The 13405-nt window shown below is 65.8% G+C and carries 13 protein-coding genes; 3 read left to right on the top strand and 10 right to left on the bottom strand.

Going from position 1 to position 13405, the window contains the following annotated elements:
• Positions 1-17: 17 nt before the first annotated feature.
• The 8 genes from SIDU_RS14280 to rpsM form a co-directional block, all read right to left on the bottom strand.
• The gene (locus SIDU_RS14280; protein WP_007686686.1) at positions 18-1733 is read right to left on the bottom strand and encodes a flotillin family protein; all 1716 of its coding nucleotides are present in this window, start codon (positions 1731-1733) and stop codon (positions 18-20) included.
• Between the two features lie 9 nt (positions 1734-1742).
• Positions 1743-2342 (bottom strand): YqiJ family protein, encoded by a 600-nt coding sequence (locus tag SIDU_RS14275; RefSeq protein ID WP_007686684.1) that lies wholly within the window; start codon positions 2340-2342, stop codon positions 1743-1745.
• Between the two features lie 92 nt (positions 2343-2434).
• On the bottom strand, positions 2435-2965 hold the full coding sequence (locus tag SIDU_RS14270) for a hypothetical protein (protein ID WP_007686681.1): 531 nt from the start codon (positions 2963-2965) through the stop codon (positions 2435-2437).
• A gap of 71 nt (positions 2966-3036) precedes the next feature.
• Positions 3037-5202 (bottom strand): prolyl oligopeptidase family serine peptidase, encoded by a 2166-nt coding sequence (locus SIDU_RS14265; RefSeq protein ID WP_007686679.1) that lies wholly within the window; start codon positions 5200-5202, stop codon positions 3037-3039.
• Between the two features lie 262 nt (positions 5203-5464).
• A complete protein-coding gene (rplQ, locus tag SIDU_RS14260) occupies positions 5465-5890 on the bottom strand; it encodes a 50S ribosomal protein L17 (protein ID WP_007686677.1) in 426 nt (141 codons plus the stop codon).
• A gap of 211 nt (positions 5891-6101) precedes the next feature.
• Positions 6102-7166: a DNA-directed RNA polymerase subunit alpha gene (locus SIDU_RS14255; protein ID WP_007686674.1), complete on the bottom strand. Its 1065-nt coding sequence runs from the start codon at positions 7164-7166 to the stop codon at positions 6102-6104.
• A gap of 121 nt (positions 7167-7287) precedes the next feature.
• The gene (gene rpsK / locus SIDU_RS14250; protein ID WP_004208752.1) at positions 7288-7677 is read right to left on the bottom strand and encodes a 30S ribosomal protein S11; all 390 of its coding nucleotides are present in this window, start codon (positions 7675-7677) and stop codon (positions 7288-7290) included.
• Positions 7678-7780: 103 nt separating this feature from the next.
• Positions 7781-8149: a 30S ribosomal protein S13 gene (rpsM, locus tag SIDU_RS14245; protein ID WP_007686665.1), complete on the bottom strand. Its 369-nt coding sequence runs from the start codon at positions 8147-8149 to the stop codon at positions 7781-7783.
• A 318-nt stretch (positions 8150-8467) separates the two neighbouring features.
• On the opposite strand from rpsM, the gene SIDU_RS14240 reads away from it, so the two are divergent.
• Positions 8468-9007, top strand: coding sequence for a hypothetical protein (locus SIDU_RS14240; RefSeq protein WP_007686664.1), 540 nt, complete (start codon positions 8468-8470; stop codon positions 9005-9007).
• Positions 9008-9631: 624 nt separating this feature from the next.
• On the opposite strand, the gene SIDU_RS14235 is transcribed toward SIDU_RS14240, so the two are convergent.
• Positions 9632-11143, bottom strand: coding sequence for an acetyl-CoA hydrolase/transferase family protein (locus SIDU_RS14235; RefSeq protein WP_007686662.1), 1512 nt, complete (start codon positions 11141-11143; stop codon positions 9632-9634).
• 99 nt (positions 11144-11242) lie between these two features.
• Between SIDU_RS14235 and SIDU_RS14230 the strand changes: the two genes are divergently transcribed.
• A complete protein-coding gene (locus SIDU_RS14230; protein WP_007686661.1) occupies positions 11243-11875 on the top strand; it encodes a LysR family transcriptional regulator in 633 nt (210 codons plus the stop codon).
• Between the two features lie 18 nt (positions 11876-11893).
• On the opposite strand, the gene SIDU_RS14220 is transcribed toward SIDU_RS14230, so the two are convergent.
• Positions 11894-12658 carry an IS6-like element IS6100 family transposase gene (locus tag SIDU_RS14220; RefSeq protein ID WP_001389365.1) on the bottom strand — a complete coding sequence of 255 codons (765 nt, stop codon included), beginning with the start codon at positions 12656-12658 and terminating at the stop codon, positions 11894-11896.
• Between the two features lie 28 nt (positions 12659-12686).
• Here SIDU_RS14220 and SIDU_RS14210 point away from each other — a divergent pair, with 28 nt between their 5' ends.
• The gene (locus SIDU_RS14210; RefSeq protein ID WP_007682378.1) at positions 12687-13346 is read left to right on the top strand and encodes a LysR substrate-binding domain-containing protein; all 660 of its coding nucleotides are present in this window, start codon (positions 12687-12689) and stop codon (positions 13344-13346) included.
• The last annotated feature ends 59 nt before the right edge of the window (positions 13347-13405 follow it).

The following is a 13405-nucleotide window of genomic DNA, read 5'->3' as shown; positions in this document are numbered from 1 at the left end:
GACCGGCCCTCGCCCCATCAGGCCTGGGACGGCGCCTTGCGCCCGTCCTCCACGGGTTCGACGACGATCGGGGCGACCGACGTCACGGCAGGTTCCACAGCGCCCTTCACCAGCGAATCCAGGTTGGCGCCGTCCAGCCCCAATTCCTTCATCAGGCCATCGATCACCGGCGCCTGCGCCCGGTAACGCAAGGCGGCCGACACGGCGGCATTGGCGAGGTTCTGCTCGCCGCCGCCGATCACCGCCGCGCCATCCGCATGCGATCCAGTGAGGCCGTCGACCTGCACGATCCTGATCGAATCAATCGCTTCCATCGGCTTGGCCGCCTCCCGCACGAGATCGGGCAGCACCTTAAGCAGCGCCATCTTCGTCTGGAGCGACATCTGGTCCGACGACAGGATATTCGCGGCTTCATTGACCGCGCGCTGACCCGCCGCCTCAACTTCGAATCGCACCCGGTCCGCCTCGGCGCGCAGCTTGGCGGCTTCCGCTTCGCCCTCGGCGGCCAGCCGCAGCGCTTCGGCGCGGTCGGCCGCCGCCTGCTTCTCGGCTTCGGCTTCGACCCGGACCTGGATCGCTGCGCGTTCCGCCTCCCTGGCCGCGTCGATCAGTTCGATCCGCTTGGTGCGCTCGGCAATCTCCGTCTGGCGAGACGTCTGGACCTGCTCCTCCGCCGCGACCGCCTTGGCGCGGGCTTCGTCGGCCTGCGCCTTGGCCTGGCTTTCCTCGCGGCTCTTGTTCTGCACCGCGATCTGCTGTTCCTGCCGCGCCAGTTCGAGCGCCTGTTCCTGCGCGATGCGCGCCTGCTGGACGGCGCGATCCGCCTCGATCTGCTGGCTGTCGACCAGCTTCTTCGCTTCGATCCGCGCCTGATCCGCTTCCTGCTGGCGCAGCGACTGTTCGCGGGCGACTTCGGCGATCTGAGCGGCGCGGCGCATCTCGACCTCCCGCTCCTGCTCCAGCCGCGCGAATTCGGTGTCGCGCGAAATCAGCAGCGACTGGCGCTCCGCCTCCAGATTCTTGGTTTCGATCTGGACGCGGGTTTCCTGCTCGATGTCGTTGCGCGATTTCTTGCGCAGTTCGATCTGCTCGGTCAGCTTGGTCAGACCCTCTGCATCGAAGGCGTTGTTGGCGTTGAAATGCTCGATCGACGTCTGGTCGAGTCCGGTCAGCGACACGCTCTCCAGTTCCAGCCCGTTCATGGCGAGGTCGACCGAGGACACCTGCTGCACCTTCTGCACGAACTCGCTGCGCTGCTCATGCAACTGGTTCATCGTCATCCCCGCCGCGACGGAACGCAGCGCGTCGACGAACTTGCCCTCGACCAGTTCCTTCAGCGCCTCCGGATTCATCGTCCGCGACCCCAAGGTCTGCGCGGCGGTAGCGATGGATTGGGCATCGGGCTTCACGCGGACGTAGAATTCCGCCTTCACATCGATGCGCAGGCGGTCCAGCGTGATCAGCGCGTCGCTGTTCTTCCGCTCCACCGCCAGGCGCACCGTGTTCATGTTGACCGGCATGGTTTCATGAAAGATCGGCAGCACCAGCGCGCCGCCGTTCATCACCACCTTCTCCCCGCCGAAGCCGGTGCGCACGAAGCCGATTTCCTTCGACGCCCGCTTGTATAGCCGCGCCAGCACGACGCCGAGCACGATCAGGAGGAGAAGCCCGGTCCCGGAGATGATCAGATAGGGCATGAGCGAAAAGCTCTCCTGCACGGCAGGCAGATTCATGGGAAACTCCTAGAGACGGGGCAGATAATGGTCGCCATGCGAGATGGCGCGAAAGATATGATCCTCGCGACGGACCAGCAGGATGGTCTCGCCCTCTTCCAGCGTCTGGCCGGCATTGTCGGGTTCGACCATGATATAATGCGCCTGGCCAAAGCCATCTTCGACCCGGGCGCGCGCGGGGGAGCCGCTCCGCGCCACCCCGGTGACGATACGGGCGAAGCTGCCGGTCAGCGCATCGAGGGGCACGGCGCTGCTCTGATCGCGGGGAAGCAGGGGAGCAAGCCGCCGCGCGGCAAAGCCGGTCGCAGGCAGGCTGGTCATCAGGGCGGCGGGGGCGGCGATCAGCGGCGGCAGCATGGCACCGGCGAAATCGAGCAGCAGATGCTGGCCGATCAGCCCGATCATGCCGAACAGCGCCAGAAATATCGCCAGCAGCATCAACAGCGGCAGGCGCCCGACGCCCAGCCAGCCCAGCAGGTCTGCATCGCCGTCAATGTCGAGATCGAAGTCTCCCGCAATGCCGATGGCCTGCACCGCCCCGACGAGCAGCATCAGCACGATCGCCGAGACGAAAACGATGTTCTCGGTCGCGAAAAGGAACGCGGCCACCCCTGACTCCCCCTGATTCGCGTCGATGCTAATATATTGACGTAAAACGGGATAGGGCAAAGCGTGGCCGCGCTGCGGCGAACCGGGCTCGCCTATCGGGCGGCGCGGTCCCGCCGGAAATAAAGGTCCGCGATCCGGCCATTCTGCACCGAACAGGTGAAGTGGCGCGAACGGCCGTCCTGCGTCCGCCAGCCGGACCGAATCTCCACATCGCCCTCCACGTCATAGCCGTTGCGGGTCTCGCGGGGTTCCTGCACCTGGCGCACCTCGGCATAGCCGCCGTCGCGCTCGGCCTCGTCGCGGGCGGCGAGCGCGCAATAGGTGATCGCATCCTCGCTTTCCCGGTCGGCGGGGGCTGCGCCTGCCGGATCGTCCTGGGAGCCGTAGCGCTCGGAGGGCGCGGCCGCGCCGCCACGTTCCTGGTCCGCCGCCACCACGTCGGAGAAGTCGTCGTCCGCCTGCGGCGGGCCGGGGTCATCTGCGGGCGGCTGTGCCTCGTCCGACAGGTCGTCCTGCTCCTGCGGCGCGCCGTTCCGCGGCTGGAAGGCCTGCGCCGATGCGACGCCTCCCGTCAGCAGCGCCAGCGCGATCAGCGAACCCGTCATCCACCTCATCTCGTTCATGACCCTCGTCCCTCAGCAGAATTCTGCCGGTGGCTAGGCCCCTATGGCTGTCGGAGGCCTGAACGTCCCCGCTATTTCGGCGCCGCGTCCAGTTTCAGCCCGGCATAATAAGCGGCAAAGGCGTAGCTGTCGGCATATTCGTCGATCAGCTTGTCCACGGGCTTGCCCGCGCCATGCCCGGCCTTGGTGTCGATCCGGATCAGGCGCGGCTTCGGCCCCAGTTCCGCCGCCTGCAATGCCGCCGCATATTTGAAGCTGTGCGCGGGCACCACCCGGTCGTCGGTATCGCCCGTGGTGACGAGGATCGCCGGATAATCCTTCCCGCCCATGATGTTGTGATAGGGCGAATAGGCGTGGAGCAGGCGGAAATCCTCCTCCCGGTCGGGCGACCCATAATCGTCGATCCAGTAACGCCCGGCGGTGAAGCGGTCGAAGCGCAGCATGTCCATCACGCCCACCGCCGGCAGGGCGGCGGCGAACAGGTCCGGCCGCTGGTTCACCACCGCGCCCACCAGCAAGCCGCCATTGGACCGCCCCTCGATGGCGAGGCCATCCTTCGCCGTATAGCCGTTGGCCTTCAGATATTCGCCCGCCGCGATGAAATCGTCGAACACATTCTGCTTGTTGGCCAGACGGCCCGCATCGTGCCACGCCTTGCCGAATTCCCCGCCGCCGCGCAGATTGGCGATGGCATAGACGCCCCCCTGCTCCAGCCACGCCATGCGCGTCGCCGAATAGCCGGGCGTCAGCGCGATGTTGAAGCCGCCATAGCCGTAGAGGATGGTCGGCGCGGGCGTCTTCGACAGCGCCAGCGCCTTCTTGCGGATCACCGTCATCGGGATCATCGTGCCGTCCTTCGATGGATAGCTGACCTGCTCTATGCCGTAATCGTCGGGGTTAAAGGGCAGGTCGGGCCGGGCGAACAGTTCATAGCGCAGCGTCGCCGTGTCGAAGCGGTAGATGCTGGACGGCGTGGTGAAGCCGGAAAAGCTGAAGAAGGTTTCGGGATCGCCGTCGCGCCCGCCGAAGCCCGCCGCCGTGCCGATGCCGGGCAGCGGAACGTCGCTGACCTTCCGCCCGTCAAGGCCGACCAGTTCCGCCACCGTCTCCGCGTCGGACAGATAGGCCAGGATCAGCCGGTCCCCCACCAGCGATCCGCCCGCCAGCGTGTCCCCGCGCTCCGCCACGACCTGCGTGCCGCTGCGGCGGGGATGGCGGGCGTCGATGCTGACGACGCGCAGGCGCGGGGCATATTGATCGGTGATGAAATAGAGCGTCGGCCCCCGGCTGCCGATCAGCCGCCAGTCGTTGGTCATGCCCCTGACCAGCGACCGGACCTTCACCTTGCCCCCGGTCAGTTCCGCGACATGCAGTTCGCGGCGCGGATCGGTGCCCTGGAAACTGGCGATGACCAGCCAGCGCCCGTCCTGCGTCACTTGCGCCGTGTGGCCGAGGCGCGGCTGGTCCGGCGTGGCGTAGATAAGCTGGTCCTGCGCCTGCGCCGTGCCCAGCCGATGATAGAAAAGCTGCTGCCCCACGGTGGAGGATCGCGGGTCAGCCCCGTCCTGCAGCGCGGCGAAGCGGGAATAGAAGAATCCCTGACCCCGCCCGTCCCAGGCGAGTTGGGAAAATTTCACCCACTGCACCACGTCTTCCAGCGGCCTGGCCGTCGCCACGTCCAGTATCTTCAGCGTGCGCCAGTCGCTCCCGGCCTCCTGCACGGCATAGAGCAGGAAACGGCCGTCGGGGGAGGGCGCCCATTCCGCCAGCGCGTCCGACCCGTCCTCCGCCCAGTCATTGGGATCGATCAGCAGCCGCTGCCGCCCGGTCAGCCCTTCGCGCACATAGAGCGGCGTCTGGTTCTGAAGCCCCTTGTTATAGCCGTAGAAATAGCGCCCCCCGGCCTTGCGCGGGATGGTGTAGCGGCCATGGGCGAACAGCGCCTGCATGCGCCGCTTTAGGATGTCGCGCCCCGGCAGGCCGTCGATGAAGCGGCGGGTGAGGGCATTTTCCTGCGCCACCCAGTCGCGCACGGCGGGATCGCCGCGCAGGTCGTTTTCCAGCCAGCGATAGGGATCGGTCACCTTGACCCCGAAATGATCCTCGACCAGGTCGATCCGCCGGGCGGCGGGATAGCGCAGTTCCGAAGCGCCAGCGACCGCCGCATCCGGCTCCGCCTGCGCGGGGAGGGCCGCGAACAACAGCGCCGCCAAAGCAAAGCAGCCAAAGGCGCGCATCCGATCCCCCCGAAATCCCATTCCCATTCTCTGGCTTCTCATGGCGCGGAAAGGCAAGAAAACAAAGAATATTTCCGCGACCGCGTCTTCACCCCTCCCAGGTTCAAACGAGGCACGTGACTCGTTTGAAGGGCCGGGGGAGGGGGCTAACCGAATGGCTCAACGCCCCGCGCATCCACGCCCCCAAAAAGAAAAAGGGCCGCGCCCCCTTCCGGAAGCCACGGCCCTCTTCATCTGCCCGCTTGCGCGAACCGTCAGCGGATCAAGCCGCTTCCAGTTCGTCGGCGTCGGCGTTCTGGACCGGACCGGAATCCTGACCCTTGGCGTCGACGTCGCGGTCCACCAGTTCGATGATCGCGATCGGCGCCGCGTCCGAAGCGCGGATGCCGGCCTTGATCACGCGGGTATAGCCGCCGTTGCGATCCTTGTAGCGCTCGGCCAGCACGTCGAACAGCTTGGTGAGCTGCGCATCGTCCTGCAGGCGCGCATGGGCCAGACGACGGTTCGACAGGCCACCCTTCTTGGCGAGGGTGATCAGCTTCTCGACATAGGGACGCAGTTCCTTCGCCTTGGGCGTGGTCGTCAGGATCTGCTCATGCTTGATGAGCGAAGCCGCGAGGTTGCGGAGCAGCGAGTTGCGATGCCCGGCGCTGCGCTGCAGCTTGCGATGACCAACCTTGTGACGCATGATGTTCTTCCTTCCGTTCGTTAAGGGGCCGTGCGAGGTACCCCAGACCAGGCACAGTTTAGGTCGTGCCCATCACCTGGCTCCGTTCGTGCTGAGTAGGGACTGAGCGAAGCCGAAGGCCCGTATCGAAGCACTTCGCGCTGCACTCAGTCCTTCGATACACCGCTTCGACTTCGCTCAGCGGCTACTCAGGACGAACGGCCTGTTCTTTTCAGCCCAGCAGCTCCTGTTCGAGCTTCTTGGCCATTTCCTCGATATTCTCCGGCGGCCAGCCGGGGATGTCCATGCCCAGGCGCAGGCCCATGGACGACAGCACTTCCTTGATTTCGTTCAGCGACTTGCGGCCGAAATTCGGGGTGCGCAGCATCTCGGCCTCGGTCTTCTGGACCAGGTCGCCGATATAGATGATGTTGTCGTTCTTGAGGCAGTTCGCCGAACGGACCGACAGTTCCAGCTCGTCCACCTTCTTGAGCAGATAGCGGTTGATCTGGTTCGCGTCGCTCTCGCCCTCGCTGGCCGAACCGCCGGCGGCGGCGCCGGCAGCCGGAGCGGCGGCGGGCAGCGCGTCCTCGAAGTGGACGAACAACTGAAGCTGGTCCTGCAGGATGCGGGCGGCATAGGCCACCGCATCTTCCGGCGTGACGGTGCCGTCGGTCTCGACGGTCAGCGACAGCTTGTCATAGTCCAGTTCCTGGCCGACGCGGGTATTGTCGACCTTGTAGGCGACCTGACGGACCGGCGAGTAGAGCGCGTCGATCGGGATCAGGCCGATCGGGGCGTCCGCCGGACGGTTGGCGACGGCGGGGACATAGCCCTTGCCGACGTCGGCGGTCAGTTCCATGTTCAGCGTCGCGCCCTGGTCCAGGTGGCAGATCACCAGGTCGGGGTTCATCACTTCGATGTCGCCCACCGTGGTGATGTCGCCCGCGCGCACCTCTGCGGGGCCGGTGGCGGAAAGCTGGAGACGGCGAGGACCGTCGCCTTCCATCTTGAGCGCGACCTGCTTGATGTTGAGGACGATGTCCGTGACGTCCTCACGCACCCCCGCGAGCGAGGAGAATTCGTGGAGGACGTTCTCGATCTTGATCGAGGTGACCGCCGCGCCCTGGAGCGAGGACAGAAGAACCCGGCGCAGCGCATTGCCGAGCGTCAGGCCGAAGCCGCGCTCCAGAGGTTCGGCGACGAAGGTCGCCTTGCGCCTGCCGTCGCCCGCGACCTTGATTTCAAGGCTGTTGGGCTTCTTCAATTCCTGCCAGTTCTTCATGTTGACAGTCATGTATTTCCCCTGGGGATGAGGCCGAAACGTTCAAAATCCTGACCCGACAGGACGTTCCGACCGATGCAGATGGGTGAGCGGGCGACGCGTCCGCCGCCCGCCGACAAGCCGCGCGTCTTTATTAGACGCGGCGGCGCTTGGAAGGACGCACGCCATTGTGCGGGATCGGCGTCACGTCGCGGATGGAGGTGATGTGGAAGCCGACGGCCTGCAAGGCGCGCAGGGCCGATTCGCGGCCCGAACCCGGACCCTTCACTTCGACTTCCAGCGTGCGCACGCCATGTTCGGCGGCCTTGCGACCGGCGTCCTCGGCGCAGACCTGCGCGGCGTAGGGGGTCGACTTGCGGCTGCCCTTGAAGCCCATCATGCCCGCCGAGGACCAGGAGATCGCGTTGCCCTGGGCGTCGGTGATGGTCACCATGGTGTTGTTGAAGCTGGCGTTGACGTGCGCGACGCCGGCCGAGATGTTCTTGCGTTCGCGGCGCTTGATGCGCTGGGGTTCGCGTGCCATTTTTTAGCTCTTCCTACAGAAATCTTATGTTGCTGGAGGCGTCTCGCTTGGGGAGAGCTGCCTCCGGCGGAGAAGAAGACGAAATAGTCCCCCGGACTATTTCTTACTTCTTCTTGCCAGCGATCGGCTTCGCCTTGCCCTTGCGGGTGCGCGCATTGGTGTGCGTGCGCTGGCCGCGGACCGGCAGGCCCTTGCGATGACGCAGGCCGCGATAGCAGGCCAGGTCCATCAGCCGCTTGATGTTCATCGCGGTCTCGCGGCGCAGGTCGCCCTCGACCGTCAGGTCGGCGTCGATTGTCTCGCGGATCTGCAGCACTTCGGCGTCGGACAGGTCCTGAACGCGGCGGCTGTGGTCGATGCCCAGCTTGTCGGCGATGTCGACGGCGGTCTTGCGGCCGATGCCGTGGATGTAGGTGAGCGCGATGATCACGCGCTTGTTGGTCGGGATGTTGACACCCGCAATACGTGCCATGGTAATCTGTACTCCTGCTCCACGGGGCGGTTGGCGCCGCCCCATCTCAAAGCGTCCGGGCTGACGTCCTTAGGCGGACGACAACCGATTCGATAGGCCCCCAAGACGCAAAAAAGACGGCCAGTGCCACTGCACTGCCGCTCGTCAGCGTGTCGGGAAGGGGTGCCCTTAGCGATTCGGCCCTTGGCTGTCAATGACGGAAGGGGACGAAAGCGGCGAAATCCCGCGCTTCCGCAGCCGTTTATTTCGGCCCGCCCGACGCGTCGCTCCGCCCTTTTCGGGTTGATGCGATCCCGTCGCCTGAGGCATGGAGGCGGGATGCGCTTCACTCTGCCCTCCGCCATGCCGACGGCCGCCTTCGTCCTGCTGGCCTCCTGCGTCGGCGCGCCCCAGCAGCGCGCGCCTGCTCCCGCGCCCGCGCCCAGGCCGACCCCGGCGGCCCGGCCTGCTCCGCCTCCGCCCCCGCCGGCCGACTGGCAGGACCGGGCGACGACCGCGGGCGACTGGCGCTATCAGCTCGACGGCGCCGGATCGGCCGCCCTGTTCGGCGCGGATGGGCAAGGCAGTCTGCTCATCATCCGCTGCGACCGGCCGACGCGCCGCATCACCCTTTTGCGGCCCGGCGCGGCGCAGGCGGCCATGACGGTGCGGACCAGCTATGGTGCGGTCAACTGGCCCGCCGGCGCCGCCCCCGGAACCATCGCGGCGACAGAGGCGACCCGCGCCGCCAGCGACGCGACGCTCGACCAGATCGCCTACAGCCGGGGCCGTTTCGCGGTCGAGGTGCAGGGGTTGGAGATGCTGGTGTTGCCAAGCTGGGCGGAGGTCGGCCGCGTCGTCGAGGACTGCCGCGGCTAAGCCGTTGATTTCAGGCAATTCGGACGAATTCTGCCGCAAATCGCCTGCGAAAGGCGGACGCAGAAGTATGATTCGAAAAAAGAATTTTACAAGCCTTGAAGTGGCGGCTCGTCTGATTCACATATCATTTCATAGACGGCGAAGGACCAGTATCCGGGAACGGCTATAGGGGCTTCAACTAGCGAAAGGAGGTGATCCGATGTCTCATGGTTCAGCAATGGGGTCGGTCAAGTCCATTCGGGGAACGCGCCGCTGAGCGACGCCATAGCGTCGGTTTTCCAGAATAGAGGCGACTGTCGGCCGCGTTCTCGCGGGCGAAGCGCCGCATCTGGAAAATAGCGCGATCAACGTTTCCCATGGGCGGCACTTCCGGCCGCTGACCATGTCAATGACGGGCCGCTGGAGGCTTTACTCCAGCGGCCCCTCTCATTTTGCGGCGGTTTTGGGGTGTAAAGCGGCCCTATCTTATTCCTCCCCATCGGTAGATGGGGAGGGGGACCGCGCGAAGCGTGGTGGAGGGGAAGAGGCGCGACCTCCGAATTTCCCCTCCACCATGCTTCGCATGGTCCCCCTCCCCACGCTGCGCGTAGGGAGGATTATGGACGGACCACATCTCCCAATTCCCTACCCCCGCATCGTCCCCGTATCGATGAACCGCTGGTGCCACGCCAGAGCCTCGCCCGGCAGCATCGGCGACTGCAACCCGTACGACCCCGCCATCGCCCGCCGGAAATACTCCTTCAGCATCGGCCGGAAGTCCGGATGCGCGCACTTCCCCATGATGACCTCCGCCCGCTGCCGGGGCGCCAGCCCGCGCAGGTCGGCCAGACCCTGTTCGGTCACGATCACCTGCACGTCCTGGTCGATATGGTCGACATGGCTGCAATGCGGCACGATGGCGGAAATTGCCCCGCCCTTGGCCGTCGAGGGCGTCATGAAGATCGACAGGAAGGCGTTGCGCGCGAAATCGCCCGACCCGCCGATGCCGTTCTGGATGCGCGACCCCATCAGATGCGTCGAATTGACGTTGCCGTAGATGTCCGCCTCGATCAGACCGTTCATCGCGATGCAGCCCAGCCGCCGCACCAGTTCGGGATGATTGCTGATCTCCTGCGGCCGCAGGACGATGCGGTCCCGGTAATGCCCCATGTCGGCGTTCAGCCGCGCCGCCGCCTCCGGACTGAGTGACAGGGACGTCGCGCTCGCCATGCGCAGCTTGCCGGCGTCGAGCAGGTCCAGCATCCCGTCCTGGATCACCTCGGTAAAGGCGACCATGTCCCCGAACGGCGCGTCGATCAGGCCGGTCAGCACCGCATTGGCGATATTCCCCACCCCCGATTGCAGCGGCAGCAGCGAAGCGGGCAGGCGGCCCTTCCTCACCTCATGGCCCAGAAATTCCAGCAGATGCCCGGCAATCGCCCGCGCCTTGCCGTCCGGCGCCTTGAAGGGGGCGTTGCGGTCCGGCGCGTCGGTCTCCACCACCGCGATCACCTTGCCGGGATCGCAGCGGAAGGTCGGCTGGCCGATGCGCTGGTCCGCCCGCACCAGCGGAATGGGCACGCGATGCGGCGGCAGCGCCGTGCCGTAATAAATATCGTGCATCCCCTCCAGCGCCGGGTTCTGCCAGCGATTGACCTCCAGGATCACGCCCTTCGCCCGGTCGATCCACGTCTTGTTGTTGCCGACGGAGGCGGACGGGATCAGTTCGCCATCGGCGGCGATCCCCGTCACCTCGATCACGGCGATGTCCAGATCGCCCAGAAAACCCTGCCACGCCATCGGCGCGACCTGGCTCAGATGCATGTCGAAATATTGCATATGCCCGCTGTTGATCCGCTCGCGGGCGATGGGGTCGCTGTTATAGGGCAGGCGGAACTCCACGCCGTCGGCCTGCGCCAGCGCGCCGTCCAGTTCCGGCCCGGTCGACGCGCCGGTCCACACCTTGACCCGGAAAGGCTCGCCCGCCGCATGGGCGGCGGTCATCCGCTCCGCCAGCGCCAGCGGCACCGCCTTGGGATAGCCCGACCCGGTAAAGCCGCTCATCCCCACGGCCATGCCGTCCTGGATCAGCGCGGCGGCCTCCTGCGCGGTGCGGCGCCTGGCGGCCAGCCCGGCATGGGCGATGCGGTTCGACATGGGGCATCCTTCTCCGATTGCTGACGGTGGGACATCTGGCTTTTCCGGGCTGGAGACAATAAGGATAAGCCGCACAATATCCGTGCGAGTCCCGTTCAAATGTCGGACCTGTTGATCGCCCTGCGGACATTCGTCCGCCTCTGCGAAAAGCCCAATTTCTCCCGCGTGGCGAAAGAACTGCACGCCAGCCACACCACCGTCGCCCGCCGCCTCGACCAGGTGGAGGCGCATTTCGGCGCGGTCCTCTTCCACCGCACCACCCGCAGGCTGATCGCCACCCCCGAAGCCGACCGCCTGCTGGCCCACGCCCGCGCCATGCTGGACGCGCTGGAGGGCGCGGAACGGGATTTCGGCCCGGTGCGGGGCGAACCGGGCGGGCTGGTCCGCATCGGCTTCACCACCGCGCTCGGCCTCCATTATGTCGAGCGTCTGGGTGAACTGACCTCCCGCTATCCGGCGCTCCAGTTGGATTGCGCCATGACCGACTGGCAACGCGACATGGTGGAGGACCGGCTGGACCTTGCCCTGCGCGTCGGCCCGGTCGGGGACGACAGGCTGGTGGTCCATCCGCTGGGCAGGCTGCCCCGCCTGCTGGTGGCGCGGCCCGCCTATCTCGCCGCGCGCGGCATGCCCGCCTCCGCCGAAGACCTCTCCGCCCATCAATGCATCGCCTATGCCTATGGCGACGTGCCCGCGGGCTCTGTTGCAAAGATTGGCGGCAGTCAGAGGTAGGCTGTCGCTCTGCGCCGATCAGGCGGCTGCTGCGAAATGGTGGTTGAGCATGCCCATGGCCTCCGTCAGCGCCGAGGGCCCAATGCCAAAAGCTCTCTCCACAAGGCGCACCTCGCCCCTGATGCCGGGCTGCAGGCACCAGGGGCGAGCCTGTCCTTTGCGCAGGGCTCGCATGACTTCGAATCCCTTGATCGTGGCATAGGCCGTGGGGATCGATTTGAAACCGCGCACCGGCTTGATCAGTATCTTGAGCTTTCCGTGATCGGCCTCGATCACGTTATTGAGATACTTCACCTGCCGGTGGGCCGTCTCCCGGTCCAGCTTTCCTTCGCGCTTCAATTCGGTGATCGCTGCACCATAGCTCGGCGCTTTGTCGGTATTGAGCGTGGCAGGCTTTTCCCAGTGCTTCAGGCCTCGCAGGGCCTTGCCCAGGAACCGCTTCGCTGCCTTGGCGCTGCGGGTCGGCGACAGGTAGAAATCGATCGTGTCGCCCCGCTTGTCGACTGCCCGGTACAGGTAGGTCCACTTGCCCCGCACCTTGACGTAGGTTTCATCCAGGCGCCAGCTCGGATCAAAGCCACGCCGCCAGAACCAGCGCAGCCGCTTCTCCATCTCCGGGGCGTAGCACTGGACCCAGCGATAGATCGTCGTATGGTCGACCGAAATGCCGCGTTCCGCCAGCATTTCCTCAAGGTCGCGATAGCTGATCGGATAGCGACAATACCAGCGCACCGCCCACAGGATCACATCACCCTGGAAATGGCGCCACTTGAAATCCGTCATCGTTCCGTCCGTCCAATCTCCGCCAAGCATGCTCAAGCTTCACGATTTTTGCAACAGAGCCGACGCGCGCACCTTCTCGATCTCGGCGTCGGACTATGCGATCCTGATCCTGCTCGCGCCTTTCGTGCGCGCGATCTCGACCGAGGCGCCCAACGTCACCATCCACCTGCTGCCCCGGACCAGCGATCCGGCGGGCGCGCTGCGCATGGCCAAGGCCGACCTGGTGATCGAGCCCAAGGCGCTCTTCCCCGAGGAGGATTATCCCTCGCAGCATCTGTTCAGCGACCGCTGGCTGTGCGCGGTCGACCGGCATGTCGGCGGCGGCAAGCGGATGAACAAGACGCAGTTCCTCGCACTTCCCCACCTCATCTATTCGATCGGCGCCGAGCGCCAGCTCAACACCGCTGACATGGAACTCGCCGAGATGGGAATCGCGCGGCGCATCGAGGTGACGGTCGAAAGCTTTCTGCTCGCGCCTTTCCTGATCCAGGGCACCAGCCTGATCAGCCTCGTCCTCGAACGCGCGACCAAGCGCCTGTCGGGGCTTGAGGAGATCTCGATCCGCGAACTGCCCTATCAGCTGCGTCCGCTCGAGGAGATGATGTACTGGCATCCGCGCAACACCACCGACCCCGCGCATCGCTGGCTGCGCGAGCGGCTGCTGACGGTGGCGCAGAAGCTCGACTGATCCGGGAACGCTGATCCGGGACAGGGAGGCGCACCCCTGCTACGAAGACATGCGAGATC

The organism is Sphingobium indicum B90A (genome assembly GCF_000264945.2).
Classification (GTDB): Bacteria; Pseudomonadota; Alphaproteobacteria; order Sphingomonadales; family Sphingomonadaceae; genus Sphingobium; species Sphingobium indicum.
Note: the sequence above shows the minus strand (reverse complement) of the source record. Positions and strands in the feature narration are given on the sequence as shown.